Genomic DNA, 26,476 nt, shown 5'->3' with positions numbered 1-26,476 from the left:
GGGCGTGGCCCTGGCTGCCGTAGCCGATGACCGCGACCTTGCGGCCCTGGATGATGGACAGGTCGGCATCGGCGTCGTAGAACAGCTCGGCCACTTTGGGTTCTCTCCTTGTGTGCAGGTGGTGCGTCCCACCGTATGACGGCGGGCGGGAAGGAAGTTCGGGGGTCTCGGCATACGGGCGGCCGTTGATCGCCGGCCGCCCGTTCCCAGTCTTACGCCGTCCGGTCGAGAGCGCGCAGCGAGCGGTCCGTGATCGAACGGGCGCCACGGCCGATCGCGATCGTGCCGGACTGGACCAGCTCCTTGATGCCGTACGGCTCCAGCATCTTCAGCATGGCGGACAGCTTCTCGCCGGAACCGGTGGCCTCGATGGTCACGGCCTCCGGGGAGACGTCGACGGTCTTGGCGCGGAACAGCTGGACGATCTCCACGATCTGCGAGCGGGTCTCGTTGTCGGCGCGGACCTTCACCAGAACGAGTTCACGCTGCACGGCCTGACCGGGCTCCAGCTCCACGATCTTCAGCACGTTGACGAGCTTGTTGAGCTGCTTGGTCACCTGCTCCAGCGGCAGGTCCTCGACGCCCACCACGATGGTGATGCGGGAGATGTCGGGGTGCTCGGTGACACCGACCGCGAGCGAGTCGATGTTGAACCCGCGCCGGGAGAACAGTGCGGCGATGCGGGCGAGGATGCCCGGCGTGTTCTCCACCAGGACGGAGAGCGTGTGCTTGGACATGTCTTCTTGCTCTTCCTCGCTCAGTCGTCTTCGTTGTCGCCGAAGTCGGGGCGGACGTCCCGGGCGGCCATGATCTCGTCGTTGGAGGTGCCGGCGGCGACCATCGGCCAGACCATCGCGTCCTCGTGGACGATGAAGTCCACGACGACCGGGCGGTCGTTGATGGAGTTGGCCTCCGCGATGACCTTGTCCAGGTCCTCCGGGCGCTCGCAGCGCAGGCCCACGCAGCCCATCGCCTCGGACAGCTTCACGAAGTCCGGCACGCGCGTGCCCTTGGCCTCCGGGTTGATGTCGTCGGGGCCGCTGTGCAGCACGGTGTTGGAGTAGCGCTGGTTGTAGAACAGGGTCTGCCACTGGCGGACCATCCCGAGGGCGCCGTTGTTGATGATGGCGACCTTGATCGGGATGTTGTTCAGGGCGCAGGTGGTCAGCTCTTGATTGGTCATCTGGAAGCAGCCGTCGCCGTCGATCGCCCAGACGGTACGGCCGGGCTGCCCGGTCTTCGCGCCCATCGCGGCCGGCACCGCGTAGCCCATCGTCCCGGCGCCGCCGGAGTTCAGCCAGGTGGCGGGGGTGTCGTACTGGATGAAGTGCGCGGCCCACATCTGGTGCTGGCCGACGCCCGCCGCGAAGATCGTGCCCTCGGGGGCGAGCTGCCCGATGCGCTCGATGACCGCCTGCGGGGAGAGCGAGCCGTCCTCGGGCTGGTCGTAGCCGAGCGGGTAGGTCTCGCGCCACCGGTTCAGGTCGCTCCACCAGGCGGTGTAGTCGCCCCGGTGGCCCTCGCTGTGCTCCTTCTGGACGGCCTGGACCAGGTCGGCGATGACCTCGCGGGCGTCGCCGACGATCGGCACGTCGGCTTCGCGGTTCTTGCCGATCTCGGCCGGGTCGATGTCCGCGTGGACGATCTTGGCGTAGGGGGCGAAGCTGTCCAGCTTGCCGGTGACGCGGTCGTCGAAGCGGGCACCGAGGGCCACGATCAGGTCCGCCTTCTGCAGCGCGGTGACGGCGGCGACGCTGCCGTGCATGCCGGGCATGCCCAGGTGCTGCGGGTGGCTGTCGGGGAACGCGCCGAGCGCCATCAGCGTGGTGGTGACCGGGGCACCGGTCAGCTCGGCGAGGACCTTCAGCTCGGCGGTGGCGCGCGCCTTGAGGACGCCGCCGCCGACGTACAGGACGGGCCGCCGGGCGGCGGTGATCAGCTTGGCGGCCTCGCGGATCTGCTTGGCGTGCGGCTTGGTCACCGGACGGTAACCGGGCAGGTCCAGGACGGGCGGCCAGGAGAAGGTGGTCTTCTTCTGGAGGATGTCCTTGGGGATGTCGACCAGGACAGGTCCGGGGCGGCCGGTGGAGGCGATGTGGAACGCCTGCGCGATCACCCGCGGGATGTCCTCGCCCTTGGTGACCAGGAAGCTGTGCTTGGTGATCGGCATCGTGATGCCGACGATGTCCGCCTCCTGGAAGGCGTCCGTGCCGATCGCGGAGGACACCACCTGCCCGGTGATCGCGACCAGCGGCACGGAGTCCATGTTGGCGTCGGCGATCGGGGTGACCAGGTTGGTGGCGCCGGGACCCGAGGTGGCCATGCAGACGCCCACCTTGCCGGTGGCCTGCGCGTAGCCGGTGGCGGCGTGGCCGGCGCCCTGCTCGTGCCGGACCAGGACGTGCCGCACCCGGGTGGAGTCCATCAGCGGGTCGTACGCCGGCAGGATCGTGCCGCCCGGAATGCCGAATACCGTGTCCGCGCCGACCTCCTCAAGGGAGCGGATGAGGGACTGCGCACCCGTGACGTGCTCGACGGGGGCGGACTGCTGTCCTCCGGAACGGGGCCGCGGCTGCGGATGGTGGGCCCCGGTGGCCTGCTCGGTCATCGGCATTCTCTTCTCGATGCTGAGGGTTTTTGCGAGGTTCGGGCGGATTTCGAGCGCTGCACGAAAGGCACTCGTGCAACAAAAAACCCCTCGTGCCGCAAGGCAAGCGAGGGGAGCGCGCCGGTGAGGTCGCTGGGGATTCCGGATCGTCCTCCGGTGGGTCCCAGCTCAGCCGACGCGCTGTCCAAGTACGAGAATTCGGGTGCGCATGGCACTGACCCTCCCCCCGGCACGCACCACGTGTCAAGTGGGTGGGACGGGAGTCTCAGAATGTGAGCGAAGGGCACCGCCGCCTCCGAAGACAGCCGGGACACCTCCGGTGTACACCCTCTCGGGCTCCCTCGCGCTGCCCGCGAACGCCGGTTCGGCCGGGGCGTGCGGCACCGGGTAGTGGCCGGATCCGAGCGCCCGGCGCAGCCGGTACTCGTCCAGCGGACCGGCGAACGCCATGCCCTGCCCGTGGGTGCAGCCCATCGCGCGCAACGCGACCACCTGCTCGGGCAGGTCCACACCCTCGGCGACCGACTGGAGCCCGAGATCCCCGGCGATCCGCAGCAGACCACTGGTGATCTTGTGCAGGCGCGCCGACTCCACCACGCCCTCGACCAGACCGCGGTCGAGCTTGAGGATGTCCACCGGCAGCCTTCTGAGGGCCGTGATGGCCGCGTAGCCGCTGCCGAAGCCGTCCAGCGCGATCCGCACCCCGAGCCGGCTCAGCGCGGTCAGCCGCCGCTCCAGCTCGTCCAGGGAGACCCGGGGATCGGTCTCGCACAACTCGATGACCAGCGCCCCGGGCGGCAGCCCGTGCCGGGTCAGCAGCGCCTCCACCGAGCCCAGCGGCATCGAGCGGTCCAGCAGCCGCCGGGCGCTCATCCGGACCGCCACGGGGACGACGATCCCGGTCGCGGCCCGCTCGGCCGCCTGCTCCACGGCCTCCCGCAGGATCCAGCGGTCCAGCTCGGCGGTCTTGTCACCGTCCTCGGTCACCCGCAGGAACTCGGCCGGTGTGAACAGCACCCCCTGCGAGGAGCGCCAGCGGGCCTGTGCCGAGACCGCCGTGATCCGGCCGTTCTGCAGGCACACCACGGGCTGGTGCAGCAGCGCGAACTCGCCGTCGTGCAGCGCGGCACGCAACCGCGTGGCCAGCTCCGCCTTGCGGACGACGTCCTGCTGCATCTGCGGCTTGTACAGCTCGACCCGGCCCTTCCCGGCCGACTTCGCGCGGTACATCGCCAGGTCGGCGTTGCGCAGCAACTCGCCCGCCCCGAGGCCCGGTTCGGCGAAGGCGACGCCGATGGAGGCGTTGACCCTGACGTCGTTGCCGTCGATGGCGTACGGGTGGGAGAGGGTCATCCTGAGGCGGTCGGCGAGCTCCAGGATGTTCCGCTCCCGGGCGGCCCGGTCCCGGGTGCCGTCCCCGACGATCAGGGCCGCGAACTCGTCGCCGCCCAGCCGGGACGCCGTGTCCCCCTGCCGGACCGCGTCCTGGAGTCTGCGGGCGGCCTGGATGAGCAGTTCGTCCCCGGCCTGGTGCCCGATCGTGTCGTTGACGGCCTTGAAGCCGTCCAGGTCGATGAAGAGCACCGCCGTACCCCGCAGGGCGGCGCCCCGGTCGGTGGCCCGGCGGCCGGACAGGGCCTGCTGCACCCGCTTGGTGAACAGCGCGCGGTTGGGCAGGTCGGTCAGCGGGTCGTGCTCGGCGTTGTGCTGCAGCTGGGCCTGCAGCCGCACCCTCTCGGTCACGTCCCGGCTGTTGAAGATCAGCCCGCCGTGGTGCCGGTTGACGGTCGACTCGACGTTGAGCCAGCCGCCGTCGCCGGAGCGGAACCGGCACTCGATGCGGGTGGTGGGCTCCTCCAGCGGGCTGGCGGCGAGGAAACGGCGCACCTCGTGCACCACGCAGCCCAGGTCCTCCGGGTGGATGAGCCCGGCGAGCTCGGTGCCCACCAGCTCCTCGGCGGGTCTGCCGTACACCCCGGCGGCGGCCGGGGAGACGTACCGGAGGATGCCGTTGGGCGCTGCGATCATGATGACGTCGCTGGAGCCCTGCACCAGGGAACGGAAGTGGTTCTCCTTCTGCGCCAGTTCCTGGGTGAGGGTGATGTTGTCCAGCAGCATGATCCCCTGCCGGATGACGAGCGCCAGCACCACGGCGCCCGCGGTGATCAGCACCACGTGATCGGGCCTGCGGCCGTTCAGGACGTTGTACAGGATGCCCAGGGTGCACACGGCGGCGGCGAGGTACGGGGTGAGGGCGGCGAGGGAGCCGGTGAGCGGCCGGCCGGACGGGTACCGGGAGTGCTCGCCGCCCGGCGCGGACAGGGGCAGGTTCCGGCCCGTGCTCCGCCGGCCCGGCATGTGCTCGTGGACCACGCGCGTGTGCCCGTCCGCCGCGCGCGCCTCCCGCGCGCGCCGGCGCCGGGGCGCGGCCCAGGGCGCGTAGGCGAGCAGCAGTGAACCGGCGAACCAGCCCGCGTCCAGCAGTTGCCCGGAGCGGTAGCTGCTGTGCAGCAGCGGCGAGGTGAACAGGGCGTCGCACATCACGGTCAGCGCGAGCGCGCCGATCGCGGTGTTCACCGCCGTACGGTTGCCCGGGGCACGGCGGAAGTGCAGGGCGAGGACCATGCTGACGAGCGCGATGTCGAGCAGTGGGTACGCCAGGGACAGCGCGGCGTGCGCCACGCTGGAGCCTTCGATCCGGGCCGCCTGGGCGAGGGCGAGGCTCCACGAGAGGGTGAGCAGCGAGCCGCCGATCAGCCAGGCGTCCAGCCCCAGGCAGATCCACCCCGCCTTCGTCACCGGCCGCTTGGCGAGGACCAGCAGGCCGACGATGGCGGGCGGTGCGAAGCAGAGGAAGAACAGGTCGGCGTAGCTGGGGCTGGGCACGGGGCGGTCCAGCACGACCTCGTACCAGCCCCAGACCGCGTTGCCCAGCGCGGCCATGAGCGAGGAGAGGGCGAACAGCAGCCAGGCCGAGCGGAAGCGCACGCGCCGGCTGCGCGCGTACAGGAAGCAGGAGACGGCGGCGGTGCCCGCCGCCGCGCTCAGACCGAAGTCGCCCATGATCAGCGCGACTTGACTCGCACCCCAGTCGAACGCGGCTCCGACGGCGTAGGCCGCGCAGATCAGGGCGAGGACGAGTTGTTCCATCAGCCGGGTGTTGTCGCCGATGGACGGCCGGCGGGGCGGCGGCACCTCGTGCGGGTGCGGTGCGCGCGCCGCTCCGTCGAGGGTGGTCGTCACGGAGGGCGGGGCGCTCACCGGGGCCTCCCGGTGAGCGCCGCTCCCGTGTCCCGACGGTCCCGGTGCGCTGGGTGCGCATGCCTGCGACGACCGCTGTGCCTGCGCTGGTGGTGGCTGTGGTGGCTGGTGTGGTGGCCGCGCCTGCGCGCGGCCGTGCGCCAGGGTCGCCGTCGGCGGCTCCGCCGCGTCGGATCGTTCGTCCATAGGCCGTGCATCGCCCGTCGCCCCCCTCACGAATCTGAAATGTCCATCCCCGGCGCCGAGTGGTCAGCGGCGCAGCCCCTGTCGGGGACGATACACCAGTATCGTCACTCAGGGACATAGCCTCTCTACGCTCCGTGACGACCAGCGGCGATACGGGCACGGGCCGCGTCCGAAAGGTTGCGGAGGGTGCCGGAAGCGGCCTAGCGCCCGTTTGCTCCCCTGGTTTCGGGTCCGGTCGTAAGGATCACGTTCCGCAGGGGCCGCCGGTTCACGAACCGGGTCAACTGGTCCGCGAGCAGCCTCCCGGCGCGGGGCAGGAAGGCCGAGGAGGGTCCGCCGACATGCGGGCTGATCAGCACTCCGGGCGCCTGCCACAGGGGGTGGCCGGGGGGCAGCGGCTCGGGATCGGTGACGTCCAGGGCGGCGGTGATCCGGCCCCGCTCCAGCTCGGCGAGGAGCGCCTTGGTGTCCACGACGGGCCCGCGCGCGACGTTGACGAGCAGCGCGCCGTCCTTCATCCGGGCGAGGAAGTCGGCGTCGACGAGCCCCCGGGTCTCCTCCGTCAGCGGGGTGCAGAGGATCACGACATCCGCGTCTGGAAGCAGAGGAAGCACATCGGCGATCGGATGCACTGGACCGCGCGCGGTTGTGCGACCGGAGCGCGCAACGCGCGCCACCCGCGCGACCTCGAACGGCACGAGCCGGTCCTCGATGGCGGCACCGATGGCCCCGTACCCGACGATCAGCACGCTCTTGTCGGCGAGGGCGGGGTGGAAACCGCCCTCCCAGCGCTCCTGTTGCTGGGCACGGACGAAGCCGGGGACGCCGCGCAGCGCGGCGAGGGTGAGGGTGAGCGCCAGCTCGGCCGTGCTCGTCTCGTGCACCCCGCGCGCGTTGCACAACCGCACGCCCGGCGGAATCACCGAGAGCTGCCCGGTGATGTCGTCGACGCCGGCGGTGAGCGTCTGGATGAGCCGCACGTTCGTCAGGTGCTCCAGGGGACCCACCCGGACCGACAGCCGCTTCATGTACGGCACCACGTACACGGCGCACTCCGCCGGGTCGCCGGGGTACGGCTGCGCGCCGTCCTCTCCCCCGTCCCAGAACAGGTACCGGGGCCCCTCGGGCAGCCCCTCGATCTCCTCGGGCGGAATGGGAAGCCACACGTCTGCACTCATGCCAGGAGGCTATGTCAGGCACGTCCGCGCGCAGAGGTTAGGTTGGGGGCCGGGCTGAGGGAGGTTCACGAGCAGGTGGAGCGCAGGACGATCGGCGCGGGGGCGCTCGCGGTGGGGGCCGTCGGACTCGGATGCATGCCGATGAGCTGGGCGTACAGCGGATCGCGACAGCGGGGTGACGAGTCGGTCAGAGCGGTGCACCGGGCGCTGGACCTGGGCTGCGACCTCCTGGACACCGCGGACATGTACGGCCCGTTCACCAATGAGCTGCTGCTGGGCCGGGTGCTCAGGGAGCGGCGCCGGGACGCCTTCGTGTCCACGAAGGTGGGACTGCTGGTGGGCGATCAGCACATCGTGGCCAACGGTCGCCCCGGCTATGTGCGGCGGGCCTGCGACGCCTCGCTGCGGCGGCTCCAGACCGATGTGATCGACCTGTACCAGCTGCACCGCGCCGACCCGGAGATACCCGTCGAGGAGACCTGGGGCGCGATGGCGGACCTGGTGCGGGCCGGCAAGGTGCGGGCCCTCGGTCTGTGCGCGGTGGGGGCGCGCGGGGGGCGCCGCCACGGCGCCGGGCTGTACGACACGACGCTGCGCCAGTTGCAGCGGGTGCAGCAGGTGTTCCCGGTGGCCGCGGTACAGGCGGAGCTGTCGGTGTGGTCGCCGGAGGCGCTGCGGGAGCTGCTGCCGTGGTGCGAGGCGCGCGGTGTGGGCTTCCTGGCGGCGATGCCGCTGGGCAACGGCTTCCTGACCGGCACGCTGACGCCGGGCGAGGGCTTCGAACCGGACGACGTACGCGCCCGGCACCCCCGGTTCACCGCCGAGATGATGGCGGCCAACCAGCCGATCGTCGCGGGCCTGCGACGCATAGCCCGCCGGCACGGCGAGGACATGACCCCGGCCCAGGTGGCCCTGGCCTGGGTGCTGGCGCAGGGCCGGCACGTGATCGCCCTGCCGGGCACCAAGCGGGAGCGCTGGGCGGCGCAGAACGCGGCGGCCGCCGGGCTGCGGCTGACCGCGGAGGACCTGGCGGAGGTGTCCGGCCTGCCGGCCGCCCAGGGCTCGTGGGACTGAGCCACGGTGTCGGAGCCACCGGCCGCCCAGGAGCCGCGGGCCGAATGTCCGGGGCGCCGGCCGCCCAAGGGATGCGGGAGCGAAGTGCCCCGCCAACGGCCACCTGGTGGCCATAGGACCGATGCCCGGCCAACGGCCACCTGACGGCCATGGGACCGATGCCCGGGCTCACGGTCACCCGACGGCCGTGGACCGAAATGCCCGGGCTGCCCACCGCCCGAGGGACGCCGGCCGAGGTTTCCGTGGTCGGTCGTCGGGGATCGGGAACCCGAGGGGGTGCGGCCGGTGTATGAGAGGGGGAGCGTGCCGTCGGGCCCGCCTGTGGAGCGCCACCGGACCGCCGCGGCGAAGGGAACCATGATCGTGCGACGTAGAGCTGTGCCTGCCGGGCTGGCCGTGGCCGCCCTCCTGCTGACGGCCGGCTGTTCCTCCGGCGGCGGGGACGCCCCGGGCGGTGCGCCGGGTGCGACGACCTCCGGGGCCACCGCTTCCGGGCGCGGATCCGCCCCGGCCGCGCCGGTACCTCCGGCCAAGGGCTCGGTGAAGGTGCTGCGCACGGTGGCCGAGGGTCTGAAGACGCCGTGGGGGCTGGCTCCGCTGCCCGGCGGCGGTCTGCTGGTCTCCTCCCGGAACGAGGGCACGATCAGCCGGATCGACGAGCAGACCGGCCGGACGACCGAGCTGGGCACGGTCTCCGGGGTGTCACCGGCCGGCGAGGGCGGCCTGCTGGGCATCGCCCTCTCCCCCGGCTTCGCCTCGGACCACATGATCTACGCCTACTTCACCTCGGCCTCGGACAACCGCATCGTCCGCATGCTGTACGACGAGCGGAAGCCGGCCGGTGAGCAACTGGGCGCTCCCGACACGGTGTTCAAGGGCATCCCCAAGGGCTTCATCCACAACGGCGGCCGGATCGCGTTCGGCCCCGACCGCATGCTGTACGCGGGCACCGGGGAGAGCGGGGAGAAGGGCCTGGCGCAGGACAGGAAGTCGCTGGGCGGCAAGATCCTTCGGCTGACCCCGGACGGCGAACCGGCTCCGGGCAACCCGTTCCCCGGCTCGCCCGTGTACTCGTACGGCCACCGGAACGTCCAGGGTCTGGCCTGGGACGACAGACAGCGGCTGTTCGCCTCGGAGTTCGGGCAGGACACCTGGGACGAGCTGAACGCGATCAAGCCCGGTGACGACTACGGCTGGCCCCGGGCCGAGGGCAGGTCCTCCGGCACCGGCTTCCACAACCCGGTGGCCCAGTGGCACACCGACGACGCCTCCCCCAGCGGCATCGCCTACGTGAACGGCGTGATCTGGATGGCGGGCCTGAAGGGCGCGCGCCTGTGGCGCGTGCCGCTGAACGGCACGTCGGCCTCGGCCGCCCCGCAGGCGTTCCTGACGGGCGCCTACGGCCGCCTCCGTACCGTCGTCCCGGCGGGCGGTGACAGGCTCTGGCTGGTGACGAGCAACACGGACGGCCGCGGCCATCCGAAGAAGGGGGACGACCGGGTGCTGGAGGTGCGGGTGCGGTGAGCCGCGCGCCCGCTCGCCTTCGATGAGCCGTGCGGCTACTCGTCCTCGGTGAGCGCTTCTGGCTCCGGCTCGGCCGGCGCCGTTCCCGGTAGGCGTATCACCGCCTTCCCGGAGGTCAGGTCTATGGGGCCGCGGCCGGGGTCGTTGTCGCCCACGTCCTCGCGGGTCAGTTCCAGCCGGTTCTGCTCGTCCCGGGTGTGCTTGCGGCCGGGCGCGAACAGTTCCTCGAAGGCGTTGAACACGGCTCCCCCTCACTGCCGGTTTTCTCCAGCGTAGGTCTCAGCCCGGTGTTTCGGCAGTGAGCGTCCCGGCGGCGAACAGCCCCAGCCGGTGGGCCACCGCCGCCGCCTCGCCCCGGCCCGAGACGCCGAGCTTGCCGAGGATGTTGGAGACGTGGACGCTCGCGGTCTTCGGGGAGATGAACAGTTCCGCGGCTATCTGACGGTTGGTGCGGCCGGCCGCGACCAGGTGCAGGACGTCCCGTTCGCGGCTGGTGAGGCCGAGCGCCGCGGCCGGGTCGGCGGGGCCCTGGCGCGGGGCGCCGGTCAGGGTCAGGCGGGCGCGCTGGGCGAGCCGGGCGACTGCGTCGGCGAGGGGCCGCGCGCCGAGGTGGGCGGCGACCGCCGCGGCCAGCCGGAGCAGTTCCACCGCGCGCTCGCGCTCGCCGTCGCCGCCCTGTGCCAGCAGTGCCGCGGCCAGGCGGTGGCGGACCCGGGCGAGGGCGTAGGGCCGGTCCAGGCACTCGAAGGCGGTGACGACCGGGGACCAGATGTCGGCGGTGTCCCGGCCCTCCGCGCGGAGCAGTTCGGCGCGTGTCCACTGGCCGTAGGCCTGCCAGAGCGGGACGCCGGTGGTGAGGGTCCGTACGGCCGTCGAGAGGCGGTCGAGGGTCTCGGCGCGGCCGGGCAGGGCGGCGGGCAGGGTGCGGGCGTCGGCCTCGGCCGTGGCGGCGGCCAGCAGCAGCGGCCAGCCGTAGCAGTGGGTGCCGGGCGGGAAGCCGGCGTCCAGGGCCGGGAGCAGTGCCGCACGGGCGTCGGTGATCCGTCCCTCGGCGGCGGCGACCCCGAGGGTGATGCGGGCCACGGGCAGGGACTGCTGGGGCATCGGATCATGGCTGCCGTACCAGGCGCGGGCGGCGGCGAGGTGCCGGCCGGCCCCGGCGAGGTCGCCTCGGGCGAGGGCGAGGTGGGCCTGCACCAGGGCGCCCGCGCCACGGGGCATGGCGCCGTGGCCTGCCCGGGTGGCGTGCGCGGCGGCCTCGGCGGCCTCCTGCCACTGGCCGAGCGAGTACAGCGCCTCGGACAGGTTGCCCCACATCCAGGCCCCGGAGTCCAGCAGTCCGTACGCGCGGCAGAACTCGATGCCCTCGCGCAGCAGGGGCACGGCCTCCCGGTCCCGGCCGACGCTCTGCAGCACGGACGGCAGGTTCACGTAGGCGCGGGCCGCGACCTGGTGCATGCCCTCCGCGCGGGTGTCCCGCAGCACCTGCCGCATCTCCGCGAGACCGGCCTCCGGTTCGCCGGACTCCACGGTCAGCCCGCCCAGGGTGAGGCGGGCGTCCAGCTCGGTCTCACGGGCGCCGACCATGCGGGCGTACTCCACGGCCCGCTCGGCGTCGGCCAGGGCTTCGGGGCCCGGCCGGCGCTGCATGGACCATCTGGCGGCGACCGCCAGCACCTCCGCGTGCACCTCGGACGGCGGCAGTCCGCGCACCAGGTCCTGGGCGGTGGCCAGTTCCTGCCGGCCGTCACCGCGCGCCATGGCCTGCACCAGCCGGGAGCGCTGCACCCAGAACCAGGCGGCGCGCAGCGGGTCCGGCTCCTCCTCCAGGAGGCGCAGGGCCCGCTTGGTGATCTTCAGGGCGCGTTCGCGCTCGCCGCCGAAGCGGCCCGCCACGGCCGCCTCGGCCAGCAGGTCGAGGTAGCGCAGCGGTGTAGTGGCGGGGTCGCAGCCGCACGGGGGGTAGACCTCGGCGTAGTCGACCGGGCGCAGGGCGGAGCGGATCTCCTCGGGGGCGCTGTCCCACAGCTCCATCGCCCGCTCCAGCAGCCGCAGTTGCTCGGTGTAGGCGTGCCGGCGGCGGGCGACGACGGCGGCGGCGAGGACGGCGGGCAGCGCCTTCGCGGCGTCGTGGGCGTGGTACCAGTAGCTGGCCAGGCGCATCACGCGGCCGTCGGCGGGGACCAGCGTCGGGTCGGCCTCCAGGGCCTCGGCGTAGCGGCGGTTGAGCCGGGAGCGTTCACCGGGCAGCAGGTCGTCGGCTACGGCCTCGCGGACCAGGGAGTGCCGGAAGCGGTAGCCGTCGCCGGTCCGGGTGACGGTGAGGATGTTGGCGCCGACGGCGGCCCGCAGCGCCTCGATGAGATCGTCCTCGGCGAGCCGGGCCACGGCGGCGATCAGCCGGTACTCCACCGTGGAGCCGCCCTCGGCGACGATCCGGGCGACCCGCTGGGCGCTCTCGGGCAGCGCTTCGACCCGGACGAGGAGCAGGTCGCGCAGGGAGTCGGTCAGGCCGGTGCAGCCGCCCGCCGTGGTGGCGACGGCGAGTTCCTCGATGAAGAAGGCGTTGCCGTCGGAGCGTGCGTAGATCTCGTCCACCTGGGCGGGGTCGGGTTCGGCGGCGAGGATGCCCGCGATCTGGCGGCCGGCCTCCTCGCGGGTGAAGCGGGCGAGTTCGATGCGGCGGACGGTGCGCAGCCGGTCCAGTTCGGCGAGGAGCGGGCGCAGCGGGTGCCGGCGGTGGATGTCGTCGGAGCGGTAGGTGGCCAGGACGAGGAGGCGGCCGGCGCGCAGGGTGCGGAAGAGGTAGGCGAGGAGGTGGCGGGTGGAGGCGTCGGCCCAGTGCAGGTCCTCCAGGACGAGGACGACGGTGTGCTCGGCGGCGAGCCGTTCCAGCAGCCGGGCGGTGAGTTCGAACAGGCGGGCCATGCCCTGTTCGTCGTGGCGGCCGGTGCCGGCCTCGCCGAGGTCGGGCAGCAGCCGGGCCAGTTCCTCCTCCTGGCCGGCCGCCGCCGCGGCGAACTCCTCGGGCAGGGCGTCGCGCAGGGCGCGCAGCGCGGCGGAGAAGGGGGCGAACGGCAGCCCGTCCGCACCGATCTCCACACAGCCGCCGACGGCGACGACGGCGCCGTGCCGGGCGGCGGCGGTGGCGAACTCCTCCACGAGGCGGGTCTTGCCCACGCCCGCCTCGCCGCCGAGCAGCAGCGCCTGCGGCTCGGCCGCGGCGGCACGGGCGAGCGCGTCGTTCAGTGTGTCCAGCTCGTCGGTGCGGCCGACGAACACGGGACTGACGGACCTGTTCTCCACGGGCCCGAGCATCGCACGGGGCCGGGACGGCCCGGCACCGGTTTTCCACAGCCCCTGTGTGATGGTCGTACCGGCCGACGGCTGGGCCGTACCGATGGCCGGAAGGGCCGTACCGGCGGGCGGCAGGGTCATGCGGTGCGTGGCAGCCGGTGCCGGCGGGGGCGGTCGGTATGCGACTCGGCGGCCGGGGCACCGCCGCCGGCGGACTCGGCACGGCGGCCGGCGCGACGGGACCGTACGGCCTCGCGGGCCAGACGGTCCTCCTCGGCCGTGCGACGCAGCTCGGCGGCGCGGAGGCGGTGCAGTTCGAGGTCGTACATGGCGGATCCTCCGGGAGGGACGGTGTCGTGTGCCGCTTTCCGCGACGCCTCCACCCTCGTCTCCCAGGCGGGTCCGCCACATCGGGAGAGTGCCGCATCTTCGGGCGGCCGGCGGGCCGCACGCGCGCGTAAGGGGCCTTAGGGCGGCGGTGACTCGCTGACGCACGCCCTAAGACCCCTCGGGGCTGTGGGGTTCCCGACCCTGAGACCCCCTCGGGGCCGGGGGTTCCCGGCGGCGCCCTCTCAGCCGGTCGAGGGCAGGCCGAGCAGGGCGTCGGAGTACTTCAGGACGGCGAGCAGCAGTCCGATGACGCCGAGCGAGACGCCCGCCCAGGCGACCGACCTGATCCACGGGGCCTGCGGGCGGCCGGGGGCGCCGAACGCGGGCCGGGCCAGCACGACCACGCCGGTGATCAGCGCGGCCAGCGCGAACAGGCCGGCCCACAGGGCGGTGGTGTGCCAGGCGTCGCCGTAGACCTCCTTGATCTGCGTGGCGACACTCGCGGTGGAGGACGTCCGGAGCTGGCCGACGAGCTGCTCGCGCGCGGACGCGACGGTGCCGATCCAGCCGCCGCTGAGCGAGACCAGGCCGAGCGCCGCCGAGACGACGGCGCCGGCGCCCTGGCCGACCCCGGAGGGCACCTTGCCACCGGCGGCTTCCGTCGCATCGCCCGCCTCGCCGCCGTCGGCCTCCGCGATCTCCTCGGCGGCCTGCTCCCCGGCGGCCTTGTCCCCCGCGGTCTGCTCCCCGGTGGTCCGCTCCCCTGCGGTCTGCTCCCCGGCGGGACCGGCCGTCGTCGTCTCGTCGTCCTTGCGCGCCTCGGTGCCGGCCTCAGTGCCGCCCGTGGCGCCTTCCGCTGTCTTCGTTGCCATGTCTGGCACCGTACGGATGCTGTCTGAGAGGTCCCTTAATGATCGTTGTGCGCGCCGCTCGCGTGTGCCGCACGCCACTCGGGCGCGAGCACCGACCAGATCTCGGTGCTGGTGCGCACGCCCCGGTGCCGGTAGTTCTCTCGGAGCACGCCCTCGCGTGTCATGCCGAGCCGCCGGGCCACGTTGATGCTGGGTTCGTTGGCCGAGGACACCTGCCACTCCACCCGGTGCATGCCACGCTCCTCGAAGGCCCAGTCGAGCAGCACCCGCATCCCGCGCGTGACCAGTCCGCGCCCGGCCGCGGCCGGCTCCAGCCAGCAGCCGGCCTCGCAGACCCCGCCCGGGGTGTCCCAGACGCGGAACAGCAGGCCGCCGACGAGCCTGCCGTCCAGCCAGATGCCGTGCAGGCCGCCGGCGTCGGCGGCGCGCTTGTCGGCGTACGCCTTCAGCCACCCGCGGGCGCCGTCGAGGTCGGACACCACGTCGGCCAGACCGATGTGCCGGCCGATGAACTCCCGCCCCCGGCCGATGTTGGCGAGCAGTTCCTCCGCGTGCCAGACCTCCAGGGGCCGTAGTTCGGCGCCGTCACCGAGCGATATCGCGTACATCGTGCCGTTCTTCCTTCCGTAGGTCGTGGACCGGGACCCGGCCGAGCCCGTCCGGCGCAGCGCGGCACCCGGACGGCTCGATACCGAGGCGCGGCAGGCGGCGCTCCAGCCGGCCGGGCAGCCACCAGGTGGCGGCGCCGAGCAGATGCGTCACGGCGGGCACCAGCAGGGTACGCAGGACGAAGGCGTCGAGGGCGACGGCGGAGGCGAGCGCGGTGCCGGACATGGCGATGACGCGGTCGCCGCTGTGAACCGGGCAGGTTCCGAGGAACACAGAGAGTGGCGGCCGAACTGAAGGGGCGTCAGTCGAACTGGTCCCCGAGCGCCATGACCATCGTCCCGGCGATGAGCAGCCACAGGGCCCTGCGGGTACGGCCCTTGGCGCCGAGCAGCGCCGCGAGCGCGCAGACGGCGGCACCGAGGGCGTAGGCCGCGGGCACGCGGGCGGGCGCGGACCCGGTGAGCCGCAGCAGGGAGGCGGCGAGCCCCGCGAGGCAGAGGAGCGCTCCGGTGCCGGCCGCGGTCCACCGGGCCCGCCGGGCGTCCTCGACGTACCCCTCCGGCTCCTCGGTTATCGGGGGCTCGATGTCGGAATCGGTGCGTCCACTCATGGCGGGCGAGCGTACCTTCCCCGGCCCGGAAACCCTGGTGCGGGGCGGCACCTCCGGCTGCTAGGCATGGTTGCTCGTGACCGAGAAAACGAGAACCCCCGACGCGCTCCTCAGCCGTCTCACCCATGCGCGCCACCCCCGCAGCAACGGCTACGACGTCCGCTGGACCATCGAGAACCAGATGGGCCCGCACGCGCTGTGGCTGCTGGAGTGGCTGGCTCCCGCGCTCGGCCTCGACCGGCTGCCGTCCGGCGCCCGGGTGCTCGACCTCGGCTGCGGACGGGCCATGACCTCCGTCTTCCTGGCCAGGGAGTACGGCCTTCAGGTCACCGCGGCCGACCTGTGGGTGAAGCCGGACGAGAACGCCGTACGCGTCGCCGAGGCGGGTGTGGCCGACCGGGTGCTGCCCGTCTTCGCCGAGGCGCACGACCTGCCGTTCGCCGAAGCCTCGTTCGACGCGATCGTGTCCGTCGACGCCTACCAGTACTTCGGCACGAACGACCTGTACCTGCCCACGCTGACCCGGCTGCTGAAGCCCGGCGGGCGGATCGGGGTGGTCGTCCCGTCGGTGCGGGAGGAGATCACCGGGGCCGAGCCGCAGGAGCACCTCAAGGCCCACTGGGACCCCGGGTTCTGGGCGTTCCACTCCCCCGGCTGGTGGCGCCGGAACTGGACGCGCACGGGTGCCGTGACCGTCGAGACCGCCGACTGGCTTGAGGACGGCTGGCGGGACTGGCTGCTGTGGAGCGAGGTGTGCGCCGAGGAGAGCCCGAGCGAGTTCATGGCCGGGCTGGCACGGGACTCGGTGGAGCTGCTGAGGGCCGACCAGGGGCGCCTGCTGGGGTTCGCCCGGGTCGTGGGACGCCGCAGTTAGCCGTACGGCCCCGGAGGGCGTCCCTCCGGGGCCGTACACCGTCTGCCGTCAGCCCTCGCTGACGCCCAGCTTCTCCAGGATCAGCTCCTTGACGCGGGCCGCGTCGGCCTGGCCGCGGGTGGCCTTCATGACCGCGCCGACCAGGGCGCCGGCCGCGGCCACCTTGCCGCCGCGGATCTTGTCGGCGATGCCCGGGTTGCCGGCGATGGCCTCGTCGACGGCCGTACCGAGCGCGGAGTCGTCGGAGACGACCTTCAGACCGCGCTTGTCGACGACCTCGTCCGGGGTGCCCTCGCCCGCGAGGACGCCCTCGATGACCTGGCGGGCCAGCTTGTCGTTCAGGTCACCCTTCGCGACCAGCTCGGTGACCCGGGCCACCTGCTGCGGGGTGATCGCCAGCTCCTCCAGCGCCTTGCCGGACTCGTTGGCGCTGCGCGCCAGTTCGCCCATCCACCACTTGCGGGCGGACGCCGCGTCGGCACCGGCGTCGATGGTGGCGACGATCGGCTCCAGCGCACCGGCGTTGAGGATCGCCTGCATGTCGCCGGCGGAGACGCCCCACTCGGCCAGCAGCCGGGTGCGGCGGGCCAGCGGCAGCTCGGGCAGGGCCGCGCGGATCTCCTCGACCCACTCGCGCGACGGCGCGACCGGCACCAGGTCGGGCTCCGGGAAGTACCGGTAGTCCTCGGCCTCCTCCTTCACGCGGCCCGAGGTCGTGGACCCGGTGTCCTCGTGGAAGTGGCGGGTCTCCTGGACGATGGTCCCGCCGCCGGAGAGGACGGCCGCGTGCCGCTGGATCTCGAAGCGGGCCGCACGCTCCACCGAGCGCAGGGAGTTGACGTTCTTCGTCTCCGAGCGTGTGCCGAACTTGTCGCCGCCCTTGGGCATCAGCGACAGGTTGACGTCACAGCGCATCTGGCCCATCTCCATGCGGGCCTCGGACACGCCGAGGGCCCGGATGACCTCGCGCAGCTCGCGGACGTACGCCTTGGCCACCTCGGGGGCGCGCTCGCCGGCGCCCACGATCGGCTTGGTGACGATCTCGATCAGCGGGATGCCGGCGCGGTTGTAGTCCAGCAGGGAGTGGGACGCGCCGTGGATGCGGCCGGTGGCGCCGCCGACGTGCGTCGACTTGCCGGTGTCCTCCTCCATGTGGGCGCGCTCGATCTCCACGCGGAAGACCTCGCCGTCCTCCAGCTGCACGTCGAGGTAGCCGTTGAAGGCGATCGGCTCGTCGTACTGGGAGGTCTGGAAGTTCTTCGGCATGTCCGGATAGAAGTAGTTCTTCCGGGCGAAGCGGCACCACTCGGCGATCTCGCAGTTCAGCGCGAGACCGATCTTGATCGCGGACTCGACGCCGGTCGCGTTGACGACCGGGAGCGCGCCGGGCAGGCCGAGGCAGACCGGGCAGGTCTGGCTGTTCGGGTCGGCACCGAGCGCCGTCGAGCAGCCGCAGAACATCTTCGTCTTGGTGCCGAGTTCGACATGGACCTCAAGGCCCATGACGGGGTCGTACGACGCCAGCGCGTCCTCGTACGACACCAGGTCGGTCGTGGTGGTCACGGTGAAAACTTCCCTCTCAGCCCAGCAGGACGTCGTCGTCGCCCAGCCGCTTCAGCTCGCGGTAGAGGATGGCGAGGCCGGTGACGATGCCGGCGGCGGTGACGACGGCGTCGACGAGCCGCAGCGTGTCGTTCTCGGCGCGGGCCTTCTTGATCTGCTTCGCGGCGCCGACCGCGCCGAACGCGGTGGCGGCCATGGACAGGTACGTACCGGACCTGGACTTCCTGAAGCCCTTGGCCTTGGTCAGTGCGCTCACAGCGACGGTGCCTCCTCCAGCAGCGGGTGACCCCACTTTTCCACGAAGGCGGCCTCGACGGCGGCGCCCACCTTGTACAGCCTGTCGTCCTTCATCACCGGAGCGATGATCTGCAGGCCGACCGGGAGGTTGTCCTCCGGGGCGAGGCCGCAGGGCAGGGACATGGCCGCGTTGCCCGCCAGGTTGGTCGGGATGGTGCACAGGTCCGCGAGGTACATCGCCATCGGGTCGTCGGCGCGCTCGCCGATCGCGAAGGCGGTGGTCGGGGTCGTCGGGGAGACGATCACGTCGACCTGCTCGAACGCCTTGTCGAAGTCCTGCTTGATCAGCGTGCGGACCTTCTGGGCGCTGCCGTAGTACGCGTCGTAGTAGCCGCTCGACAGGGCGTACGTGCCGAGCATGATGCGGCGCTTCACCTCGGGGCCGAAGCCCGCCTCACGGGTGAGGGAGGTGACCTCCTCGGCGGAGTGCGTGCCGTCGTCGCCGGTCCGCAGGCCGTAGCGCAGGCCGTCGAAGCGGGCGAGGTTGGAGGAGCACTCGGACGGGGCGATCAGGTAGTACGCCGACAGGGCGAGGTCGAAGGACGGGCAGTCCAGCTCGACGATCTCGGCGCCCAGCTCCTTCAGCAGCGCGACGGACTCGTCGAAGCGCTGGATGACGCCCGCCTGGTAGCCCTCGCCGCGGAACTGCTTGACCACGCCGACGCGCATGCCCGCGACGCTGCCGTTGCGCGCGGCCTCGACCACCGGCGGGACCGGGGCGTCGATGGAGGTGGAGTCCAGCGGGTCGTGCCCGGCGATGACCTCGTGCAGCAGCGCCGCGTCGAGCACCGTGCGGGCGCAGGGGCCGCCCTGGTCGAGCGAGCTGGAGAAGGCGACCATGCCGTAGCGGGAGACCGCGCCGTACGTCGGCTTCACCCCGACCGTGCCGGTGACGGCGGCCGGCTGGCGGATGGAGCCGCCGGTGTCGGTGCCGATGGCGAGCGGGGCCATGTGCGCGGCCAGCGCGGCGGAGGAGCCGCCGCCGGAACCGCCGGGGATGCGGGTGAGGTCCCACGGGTTGCCGGTCGGGCCGAAGGCGCTGTTCTCCGTCGACGACCCCATGGCGAACTCGTCCATGTTGGTCTTGCCGAGGATGACGACGTCGGCGGCCTTGAGCCGCTTGGTGAGCGTCGCGTCGTACGGCGGGATCCAGCCCTCCAGGATCTTCGAGCCGACGGTCGTGGGCACGCCCTCGGTGGTGAAGATGTCCTTGAGCGCGAGCGGGACGCCGGCCAGCGGGCCGAGCTTCTCTCCGCGCTCCCGCTTCTCGTCCACGGCACGGGCCTGGGCGAGGGCGCCCTCGCGGTCGACGTGGAGGAAGGCGTGCACCTTCTCGTCGACCGCCTCGATCCGGGCGAGGTGGGCCTCGGTGACCTCCACGGCCGTGAGCTCGCCGGAGGCGATCTTCGCGGCGGTCTCGGCCGCGGTGAGCCGGATGATGTTGTTCTTGTCCGTCATGGCGGTCACTCCTCCCCCAGGATCTGCGGCACCTTGAAACGCTGCTGCTCCTGTGCCGGGGCGCCGGAGAGCGCCTGCTCGGGGGTGAGCGAGGGACGGACCTCGTCCGGCCGCATGACGTTCGTCAGCGGCAGCGGGTGGGAGGTCGGCGGTACGTCTTGGTCGGCGACCTCGCTGACGCGGGCGACCGCGCCGATGATGTCGTCCAGCTGTCCCGCGAAGTGATCGAGTTCTTCGGGCTTCAGCTCCAGACGCGCCAGCCGGGCGAGGTGGGCGACCTCCTCGCGCGTGATGCCAGGCATGCAGCGATCCTCTGGGGTGAGTGTGTGTGGTTTGGGCCCAATCCTATGGGGCGGGGCGGCATGACCGTGAAACGGTTTGCCCCGGCCCCGGTCTCAGCGGCGCCGCCCGTCCCAGGCTTCGCTCCTCAGGAAGTGGTTGTCGTACAGCTCCTGGACCTCCAGCAGGCTCTCCGGGGTGGCCTCGCCGAGGCGGATGCGCTGGAGGTGGCGGAAGTACTCGAAGCGCTCGACGCCCGGGGTGATGACGATGAGCAGGTCCGCGGTGCTGCCGGGGACGGCGGCGAAGGCGTGGGGCCGGTCCGGCGGCACGATGATCAGATCGCCGCGCCCGGCGGTGACGACGTCGTCGCCGGACAGCACCTCGGCCTCGCCGTCGAGCAGGTAGAACATCTCGGCCGAGTTGTGGTGCACATGCGGACGGGCCCCGTCGGCACCCTCGGCGAGCGTGACGCGCACGGTGGACAGCGCGCCGCCGCTGGCGCTGCTGTCGGCCAGCAGCCTGACGGCGACGGGCGCGCCGCCGACGACCTCGGCCCCGGCGTCCCGGACGAGCACGGTGTCGTCGAACTCGGGCACGAACAGCGACATGATGGATCCCCCTTGTGGGTCGGGCCGTGTGTGGGTCGACCGTGTGTGGGTCAGACCGCGAAGAGCAGTCCGGCACTGATCAGTACAACGACCGCGGTGGCGAAGTGGATCCCGAAGGCGACGGCTCTCGCGCCGCCGTTGCGCAGGACTATCAGCGTGTCGGCGAGCGGGACGAGTGCGACGCAGACCATGAACCAGGCCTCGGCACGGGCGCCGGCGAAGGCGAGCAGGGCGAGGCCCACCAGCCCGAAGGCGCCGTCCCTGGATCCCTTGACCGACAGGTACGCGCGGGCGTCGCCGTGCGGATCGGCGGGGACTCCGTAGCCGGCCGCCGCGGGGCCGGGCTGGAACCAGAACCGGTAGCCGAGGAACACGCAGAACAGGTCGAGCAGGACGGCCAGGGTGTACGCGGTGACGGTCATGTGCTGTTCTCCCGCTTCGTTTGCTAGCAGCGCTAGATGATGGAGCGAAGCTAGCAGAGCGTCGACAGATTGGCTAGCGTTGCTAGAATCCCGGCATGTCGATCGAGGCGCGCCGGGAGCGCGAACGAGCCGAACGGGAACGGCTGATCGTCACGGCCGCTCGGGAGCTGGCGGAGGCCGAGGGCTGGGACGCGGTGACCACACGCCGGCTGGCCGCCGGGATCGAGTACAGCCAGCCGGTTCTCTACAGCCACTTCAAGGGCAAGGACGCGATCATGGCGGCGGTCGCGGTGCATGGGTGCGCCGACCTGGCGGCGGAGCTACGGCGGGCCCGCACGGCGGCGCGCGGCACGCGGGAGGCACTGGCGGCGGTGGCGGAGACGTACACGTCCTTCGGCAGGCGCCGGCCCGCCCTCTACGACGCGATGTTCACCCACCTGGTGCCCCTGCCGTACGCCACGGAGGAGGCGCCGGCACCACTGCGGGAGGCCTTCGCCGAACTGCTCTTCGCGGTGGAGCCGATCGCGGCCGAGGACGATGACCCCGGGCTGCTGACGGAGACGTTCTGGGCGGGGCTGCACGGCCTGGTGACGCTGGTGCGGAGCGGCAGGCTGCCGGAGCACGCGCACGGGGCGCGCCTGGCGCTGCTCATCGGGCACTTCGCGGGCGGCTAGGCGCGCGCTTCGCGGGCGGCCAGGCGGGCCGGGGACCCCTCGGCCGCGGACTACTCAGCCGCGGGCAGCGCGGCGCGCGGCCGCTGCCAGCCACGGGAGCCCCGGGCGAGCAGCCAGGCCGTGGTCTCCTCGGGCGGCATCGCCGCGGCGACCAGCCAGCCCTGCACCGCGTCGCATCCCAGGTCCCGCAGCCGCTCCCACGTCTCGTCGTCCTCGACGCCCTCGGCGACGACCAGCAGACCCAGCGAATGCGCGAGGTCCACCGTGCAGCGCACGATCTCCGCGTCCTGGGCGTCGACGGCCAGCCGGGCCACGAAGGAGCGGTCGATCTTCAGCTCGCTGACCGGGAGCCGCCGTAGGTGCACCAGGGACGAGTACCCGGTGCCGAAGTCGTCGAGGGACATCTTCACGCCGTGCCCGGTGAGCCCGGCGAGGGTGTCGGCGGCGCGCTGCGGGTCCTCCAGCAGGACGTGTTCCGTGATCTCCAGCTGGAGTGCTCCGGCGGGGACGCCGTGCCGGGCGAGGCGCGCGGCGACCGATCCGGCGAATCCGGGGGTGTGGACGTCGCGCGGGGAGACGTTGACGGCGACCGGCACCCGCAGGCCCTGTGCGCGCCACCGGGCGACCTGGCCGAGCGCGGTCTCCAGGACGTACTCGGTGAGGTGGGGCATCAGCCCCGAGGACTCGGCTATCGCTATGAACTCGTCCGGCGGCACCTTCCCGCGCTCGGGGTGCACCCAGCGGACCAGGGCCTCCAGACCGGCGACCTGTCCGTCGAAGCGGACCTTGGGCTGGTAGTGGAGCTGCACCTCGTGCGCGTCCAGTGCCCGGCGCAGGTCGCCCAGCAGGCCGAGGCGGTCGGGGGTGTTGGAGTCCCGCTTGGACTCGTACACCTCGACGCCCGTACGGTCCCGCTTCGCCTGGTACATCGCGACGTCGGCGCGGCGCAGGAGCCCTTCGGCGTCGAGCGCGTGGTCGGGGAAGACGGCGACGCCAGCGCTGGCCTCCAGGACGAGGGTGAGGCCGTCCAGGTCGAGCGGGGAGCTGAGGGCGGAGACGAGGCCGCGGGCGACGCGGGTGGCCGACGTCGTGGAGTCGGCTACGGGCAGTAAGACCGCGAACTCGTCACCGCCGAGCCGGGCGGCCTCGGCGCCGCGCGGCAGGGCGAGCCGCAGCCGGTCGGCGATCTGGAGCAGCAGCCGGTCGCCGGCCAGATGACCGAGGGTGTCGTTCACCGACCGGAACCGATCGAGGTCGATCAGCATGAGTGCGGAGCGCGCCCCGATGCGGTCGGCGTCGTCCAGGGCGGTCCAGATGCGCTCCAGCAGCCACTGCCGGTTGGGAAGCCCGGTCAGCGGGTCGCGCAACTGCTCCTCGGCGCGGGCGCGGGCCATCCACAGCGTGGAGTCCAGGGCGATGAGCGGGATGGCGAACAGCGGGAGGAGGATCGGCTGGGCATCGGCGACGACGCACAGCAGCGGCGCGATGCCGAGCAGGGCGACGGCGACGAGGCCCTGCCGGACCAGGGCGGTGCGGGCGACGGTGGGCACCCCGCCGCCGCGCGGGGCGTGCAGGTACCACAGCAGGCCGCGGCTGACGGCGAGGTAGGCGACCGCGACCAGCACGATCTCGGGTGCCGTGGCGACGCTCCAGGTGCCGGGCCGCCAGGGCTCCTCCACGCTCGGGACCCGGCCGAACGCACCGAGCAGCAGGGCCCCGACGCCGATGCCGAGGATGTCCACCGCGCCGTGCAGCACCCCTTGCCGCCAGCGGTTGCGGCGCGCGATGCCGACCAGGACGACGACGGTGAGGCTGACCAGGCCGGCGGGCACCCAGCCGTACAGCAGCAGGACGGCGAGGGTGAGGGCGGCGCCCGATCCGGTGCCGCCCCACCAGCGGGCGCGGCCCAGCATCACGAGGTGACCGACGATGACGCCGGTGAGCAGGGCCAGTGACCAGCCGACCGTGCCGCCGGGGAAGAGGGCGTGGTGGCCGGTGTAGGCGCGGTAGAAGCCGGCGCCGAGGACGAGCCCGGCGGCGGCCACGACGGCCGCGGGCAGGGCGGGCCAGGACAGGTGCCGTTCGGTGTCGGCGCCGGCCAGGCCGGGGGCGGGCGCGACGGCGTGCAGGGGCGTGCGGGCGTCGGTGGCGGTACCCGGTCCGGCCGGGCGCGGCTGCGCGGCCGTGCGCGCGTCGGCCCGTCCGGTCCACCGGTACCCCCGCCACGCGCCCGCGCGGCGGCGCAGACGCAGCCATGAGTCCGGGGCGGCGCTCTCGGTCGGTTCCATTCCCGTCCCTCTCACAGCCGGCGGTGCCCACGCCACGCGGCCCGATGCCCGACAACCATCAGCAGCTCCGCGTCGAAGAAACCCTCTCCGTGCCTCTGGAGGGCACGGAGATGCCCCAGCCGTAGCTGGGCACGGCAGGCGCACACCTCAACAGTAGGCCGCGGAAGGCTTCCACGGGCAGCGGTCTCCGACGGTTGCCCGAATGCGCCCGGGCCACCCGTATGCATCTGATATGCGCCGATCGGGTGGCCTTCAACCGCTACTCCCCGGTCGGAAGCGCGACTTCGGCCGCCGCTTCGGGGCCCTGTTCCAACAGGACACCGAAACCGTCCTCGTTGAGCACGGGAACCTTCAGTTGCATGGCCTTGTCGTACTTCGATCCGGGGTTGTCACCCACAACGACGAATGCGGTCTTCTTCGACACCGAACCGGTCACCTTGGCACCCTGGCGCTGCAACGCCTCCTTGGCGCCGTCCCGGGTGAAGTTCTCCAGCGTGCCGGTGACGACGACCGTGAGCCCCTCCAGCGGACGCGGTCCCTCCTCCTCGCCGGACGACTGGTCCTCCAGGGGGACGCCCGCGGCCTTCCACTTGCGGACGATCTCGCGGTGCCAGTCCTCGGCGAACCACTCCTTGAGCGCGGCGGCGATGATGGGACCGACACCGTCGGTGGCCGCCAGCTCCTCCTCGGTCGCCTGTTCGATGCGGTCGATGGACCGGAACTCGCGCGCGAGGGCCTGCGCGGCCACCGGACCCACGTGCCGGATCGACAGCCCGTTCAGGAAGCGGGCCAGCGGACGGGACTTGGCCGCCTCGATGTTCGCCAGCAGGGCGAGGGTGTTCTTCTTCGGCTCGCCCTTCTGGTTGGCGAAGACCGTGACGACCTTCTCCTCGCCGGTCTTCGGGTCGCGCTTGGGCAGACCGCTGTCCGGGTCGAGGACGTAGGCCTTGATGGGCAGCAGCTTCTCCACCGTCAGGTCGAACAGGTCGCCCTCGTCCGCCAGCGGCGGGTCGGCCGGCTCCAGCGGGCGGGTGAGCGCGGCGGCGGCCACCGCGCCGAAGTGCTCGATGTCCAGGCACTCCCGGCCGGCGAGGTAGGCCACGCGCTCCCTCAACTGCGCCGGGCAGGCACGGCCGTTGGGGCAGCGGAGGTCGATGTCGCCCTCCTTCATGGGCCGCAGCGGCGTCCCGCACTCGGGACACTCGCTCGGCATCACGAACTCCCGCTCGCTGCCGTCCCGCAGGTCGACCACCGGGCCGAGGATCTCCGGGATGACGTCACCGGCCTTGCGCAGGACCACGGTGTCGCCGATGAGCACGCCCTTGGCCTTGACGACCTCCTGGTTGTGCAGGGTGGCGAACTCCACCTCGCTGCCCGCGACGGTGACCGGCTCGACCTGCGCGTACGGCGTGACCCGGCCCGTGCGGCCGACGCCCACCTTGATGTCGACGAGCTTGGTGTTGACCTCCTCCGGCGCGTACTTGTAGGCGATCGCCCAGCGGGGCGCCCGCGCGGTGGAGCCGAGCCGGCCCTGGAGGCGGATCTCGTCCAGCTTGACCACGACACCGTCGATCTCGTGCTCGACGGAGTGGCGGTTCTCGCCGTAGTACGCGATGAACTCCCGCACCCCCGCGAGGTCGTCGACCACGCGGTTGTGCGGGGAGGTGGGCAGGCCCCAGCTCTTCAGCAGCTCATACGCCTGCGAGAGCCGGGTCATGCCCGTGAAGCCCTCCAGGGCGCCGATGCCGTGGACGACCATGTGCAGCGGGCGGGTGGCGGTGACCCGCGGGTCCTTCTGGCGCAGCGAACCGGCGGCGGCGTTGCGGGGGTTGGCGAAGGGCTTGTCGCCCGCCGCGACCAGGCGTTCGTTCAGTTCGAGGAACTTCTCCATCGGGAAGTAGACCTCGCCGCGGATCTCCACCAGGTCGGGCACCTTCTCGCCCTTCAGGCGGTCCGGGATCTCCGCGATCGTCCGGACGTTCGGCGTGATGTCCTCGCCGGTGCGGCCGTCGCCGCGGGTGGCCGCGCGGGTGAGGCGGCCCTTCTCGTAGGTCAGGTTGACCGCGAGGCCGTCCACCTTCAGCTCGCACAGGAAGTGGTACGTCTGGTCGCCCAGCTCCCTGGCGACGCGGTCGGCCCAGGCGGCCAGGTCGTCGTCGTTGAACGTGTTGTCGAGCGAGAGCATCCGCTCGCGGTGCTCGACCGCCGTGAACTCCGTCTCGTACGACCCCGCGACCTTCTGGGTGGGCGAGTCCGGGGTGCGCAGCTCCGGATACCGCTCCTCCAGGGCCTCCAGGGACTTGAGGAGCTGGTCGAACTCCGCGTCGCTGATGACGGGAGCGTCCTTCACGTAGTACCGGAAGCGGTGCTCCTCGACCTGCTCCGCCAGCTGCGCGTGCTTGTCGCGGGCCTCGGCGGGCACCGCCGTCGTCTCCGCCTGCTTGTCGCCGGCCACCGTGTT

22 protein-coding genes and 1 pseudogene are annotated in these 26,476 nt (G+C 72.5%); 4 read left to right on the top strand and 19 right to left on the bottom strand.

Annotated features, from left to right (window positions below; all coding sequences use genetic code 11):
• Nucleotides 1-212: 212 nt before the first annotated feature.
• From ilvN to ACH4LD_RS38910, 4 genes are all read right to left on the bottom strand, one after another.
• Complete coding sequence (ilvN, locus tag ACH4LD_RS38925; protein ID WP_103811242.1) at nt 213-737, bottom strand: acetolactate synthase small subunit; 525 nt, start codon at nt 735-737, stop codon at nt 213-215.
• Nucleotides 738-757: 20 nt separating this feature from the next.
• The gene (locus ACH4LD_RS38920; RefSeq protein WP_398059030.1) at nt 758-2,608 is read right to left on the bottom strand and encodes an acetolactate synthase large subunit; all 1,851 of its coding nucleotides are present in this window, start codon (nt 2,606-2,608) and stop codon (nt 758-760) included.
• 243 nt (nt 2,609-2,851) lie between these two features.
• Nucleotides 2,852-5,869 carry a putative bifunctional diguanylate cyclase/phosphodiesterase gene (locus tag ACH4LD_RS38915; RefSeq protein WP_398059029.1) on the bottom strand — a complete coding sequence of 1,006 codons (3,018 nt, stop codon included), beginning with the start codon at nt 5,867-5,869 and terminating at the stop codon, nt 2,852-2,854.
• Nucleotides 5,870-6,255: 386 nt separating this feature from the next.
• Complete coding sequence (locus tag ACH4LD_RS38910; RefSeq protein WP_398059028.1) at nt 6,256-7,233, bottom strand: 2-hydroxyacid dehydrogenase; 978 nt, start codon at nt 7,231-7,233, stop codon at nt 6,256-6,258.
• Nucleotides 7,234-7,308: 75 nt separating this feature from the next.
• Between ACH4LD_RS38910 and ACH4LD_RS38905 the strand changes: the two genes are divergently transcribed.
• On the top strand, nt 7,309-8,307 hold the full coding sequence (locus tag ACH4LD_RS38905; protein WP_132791206.1) for an aldo/keto reductase: 999 nt from the start codon (nt 7,309-7,311) through the stop codon (nt 8,305-8,307).
• A 357-nt stretch (nt 8,308-8,664) separates the two neighbouring features.
• Complete coding sequence (locus ACH4LD_RS38900; RefSeq protein WP_398059027.1) at nt 8,665-9,831, top strand: PQQ-dependent sugar dehydrogenase; 1,167 nt, start codon at nt 8,665-8,667, stop codon at nt 9,829-9,831.
• A gap of 35 nt (nt 9,832-9,866) precedes the next feature.
• Here ACH4LD_RS38900 and ACH4LD_RS38895 read toward each other — a convergent pair whose 3' ends face one another.
• From ACH4LD_RS38895 to ACH4LD_RS38865, 7 genes and pseudogenes are all read right to left on the bottom strand, one after another.
• A complete protein-coding gene (locus tag ACH4LD_RS38895; RefSeq protein ID WP_103811248.1) occupies nt 9,867-10,073 on the bottom strand; it encodes a DUF6191 domain-containing protein in 207 nt (68 codons plus the stop codon).
• Nucleotides 10,074-10,110: 37 nt separating this feature from the next.
• Entirely contained in the window at nt 10,111-13,149 is a 3,039-nt protein-coding gene (locus tag ACH4LD_RS38890; RefSeq protein ID WP_398059035.1) for an AAA family ATPase, read from the bottom strand.
• Between the two features lie 116 nt (nt 13,150-13,265).
• On the bottom strand, nt 13,266-13,457 hold the full coding sequence (locus tag ACH4LD_RS38885; RefSeq protein WP_398059025.1) for a hypothetical protein: 192 nt from the start codon (nt 13,455-13,457) through the stop codon (nt 13,266-13,268).
• A gap of 243 nt (nt 13,458-13,700) precedes the next feature.
• Nucleotides 13,701-14,330 (bottom strand): hypothetical protein, encoded by a 630-nt coding sequence (locus ACH4LD_RS38880; protein ID WP_398059024.1) that lies wholly within the window; start codon nt 14,328-14,330, stop codon nt 13,701-13,703.
• A 35-nt stretch (nt 14,331-14,365) separates the two neighbouring features.
• The gene (locus ACH4LD_RS38875) at nt 14,366-14,938 is read right to left on the bottom strand and encodes a GNAT family N-acetyltransferase (RefSeq protein ID WP_398059022.1); all 573 of its coding nucleotides are present in this window, start codon (nt 14,936-14,938) and stop codon (nt 14,366-14,368) included.
• A pseudogene (locus tag ACH4LD_RS38870) lies at nt 14,916-15,218 on the bottom strand (MMPL family transporter); the annotation flags it as partial. The pseudogene ACH4LD_RS38870 and the gene ACH4LD_RS38875, both read right to left, overlap by 23 nt.
• A 22-nt stretch (nt 15,219-15,240) precedes the next feature.
• Nucleotides 15,241-15,549 (bottom strand): hypothetical protein, encoded by a 309-nt coding sequence (locus ACH4LD_RS38865; RefSeq protein WP_132791215.1) that lies wholly within the window; start codon nt 15,547-15,549, stop codon nt 15,241-15,243.
• Nucleotides 15,550-15,625: 76 nt separating this feature from the next.
• Between ACH4LD_RS38865 and ACH4LD_RS38860 the strand changes: the two genes are divergently transcribed.
• Complete coding sequence (locus ACH4LD_RS38860) at nt 15,626-16,423, top strand: methyltransferase domain-containing protein (RefSeq protein WP_398059020.1); 798 nt, start codon at nt 15,626-15,628, stop codon at nt 16,421-16,423.
• A gap of 48 nt (nt 16,424-16,471) precedes the next feature.
• Here ACH4LD_RS38860 and gatB read toward each other — a convergent pair whose 3' ends face one another.
• The 6 genes from gatB to ACH4LD_RS38830 form a co-directional block, all read right to left on the bottom strand.
• The gene (gene gatB / locus ACH4LD_RS38855) at nt 16,472-17,986 is read right to left on the bottom strand and encodes an Asp-tRNA(Asn)/Glu-tRNA(Gln) amidotransferase subunit GatB (RefSeq protein WP_398059019.1); all 1,515 of its coding nucleotides are present in this window, start codon (nt 17,984-17,986) and stop codon (nt 16,472-16,474) included.
• Nucleotides 17,987-18,002: 16 nt separating this feature from the next.
• Nucleotides 18,003-18,242 (bottom strand): hypothetical protein, encoded by a 240-nt coding sequence (locus tag ACH4LD_RS38850; RefSeq protein ID WP_103811255.1) that lies wholly within the window; start codon nt 18,240-18,242, stop codon nt 18,003-18,005.
• A complete protein-coding gene (gatA, locus tag ACH4LD_RS38845) occupies nt 18,239-19,741 on the bottom strand; it encodes an Asp-tRNA(Asn)/Glu-tRNA(Gln) amidotransferase subunit GatA (RefSeq protein WP_398059017.1) in 1,503 nt (500 codons plus the stop codon). Before gatA ends, ACH4LD_RS38850 begins: the two co-directional genes overlap by 4 nt.
• A 5-nt stretch (nt 19,742-19,746) precedes the next feature.
• Nucleotides 19,747-20,043: an Asp-tRNA(Asn)/Glu-tRNA(Gln) amidotransferase subunit GatC gene (gatC, locus tag ACH4LD_RS38840; protein ID WP_004925108.1), complete on the bottom strand. Its 297-nt coding sequence runs from the start codon at nt 20,041-20,043 to the stop codon at nt 19,747-19,749.
• 93 nt (nt 20,044-20,136) lie between these two features.
• Complete coding sequence (locus tag ACH4LD_RS38835) at nt 20,137-20,631, bottom strand: cupin domain-containing protein (protein WP_398059015.1); 495 nt, start codon at nt 20,629-20,631, stop codon at nt 20,137-20,139.
• Between the two features lie 50 nt (nt 20,632-20,681).
• The gene (locus ACH4LD_RS38830; protein ID WP_132791227.1) at nt 20,682-21,053 is read right to left on the bottom strand and encodes a DUF4267 domain-containing protein; all 372 of its coding nucleotides are present in this window, start codon (nt 21,051-21,053) and stop codon (nt 20,682-20,684) included.
• Nucleotides 21,054-21,148: 95 nt separating this feature from the next.
• Between ACH4LD_RS38830 and ACH4LD_RS38825 the strand changes: the two genes are divergently transcribed.
• Nucleotides 21,149-21,727 (top strand): TetR/AcrR family transcriptional regulator, encoded by a 579-nt coding sequence (locus ACH4LD_RS38825; protein WP_398059014.1) that lies wholly within the window; start codon nt 21,149-21,151, stop codon nt 21,725-21,727.
• Nucleotides 21,728-21,777: 50 nt separating this feature from the next.
• Here the strand turns inward: ACH4LD_RS38825 and ACH4LD_RS38820 are convergent, their stop codons facing one another.
• Nucleotides 21,778-24,015, bottom strand: coding sequence for a putative bifunctional diguanylate cyclase/phosphodiesterase (locus ACH4LD_RS38820; protein WP_398059013.1), 2,238 nt, complete (start codon nt 24,013-24,015; stop codon nt 21,778-21,780).
• 259 nt (nt 24,016-24,274) lie between these two features.
• Nucleotides 24,275-26,470: an NAD-dependent DNA ligase LigA gene (gene ligA, locus ACH4LD_RS38815; RefSeq protein WP_398059012.1), complete on the bottom strand. Its 2,196-nt coding sequence runs from the start codon at nt 26,468-26,470 to the stop codon at nt 24,275-24,277.
• Nucleotides 26,471-26,476 lie beyond the last annotated feature (6 nt).

The organism is Streptomyces sp. NPDC017676, assembly GCF_044329325.1.
Taxonomy (GTDB): Bacteria; Actinomycetota; Actinomycetes; order Streptomycetales; family Streptomycetaceae; genus Streptomyces.
Note: the sequence above shows the minus strand (reverse complement) of the source record. Positions and strands in the feature narration are given on the sequence as shown.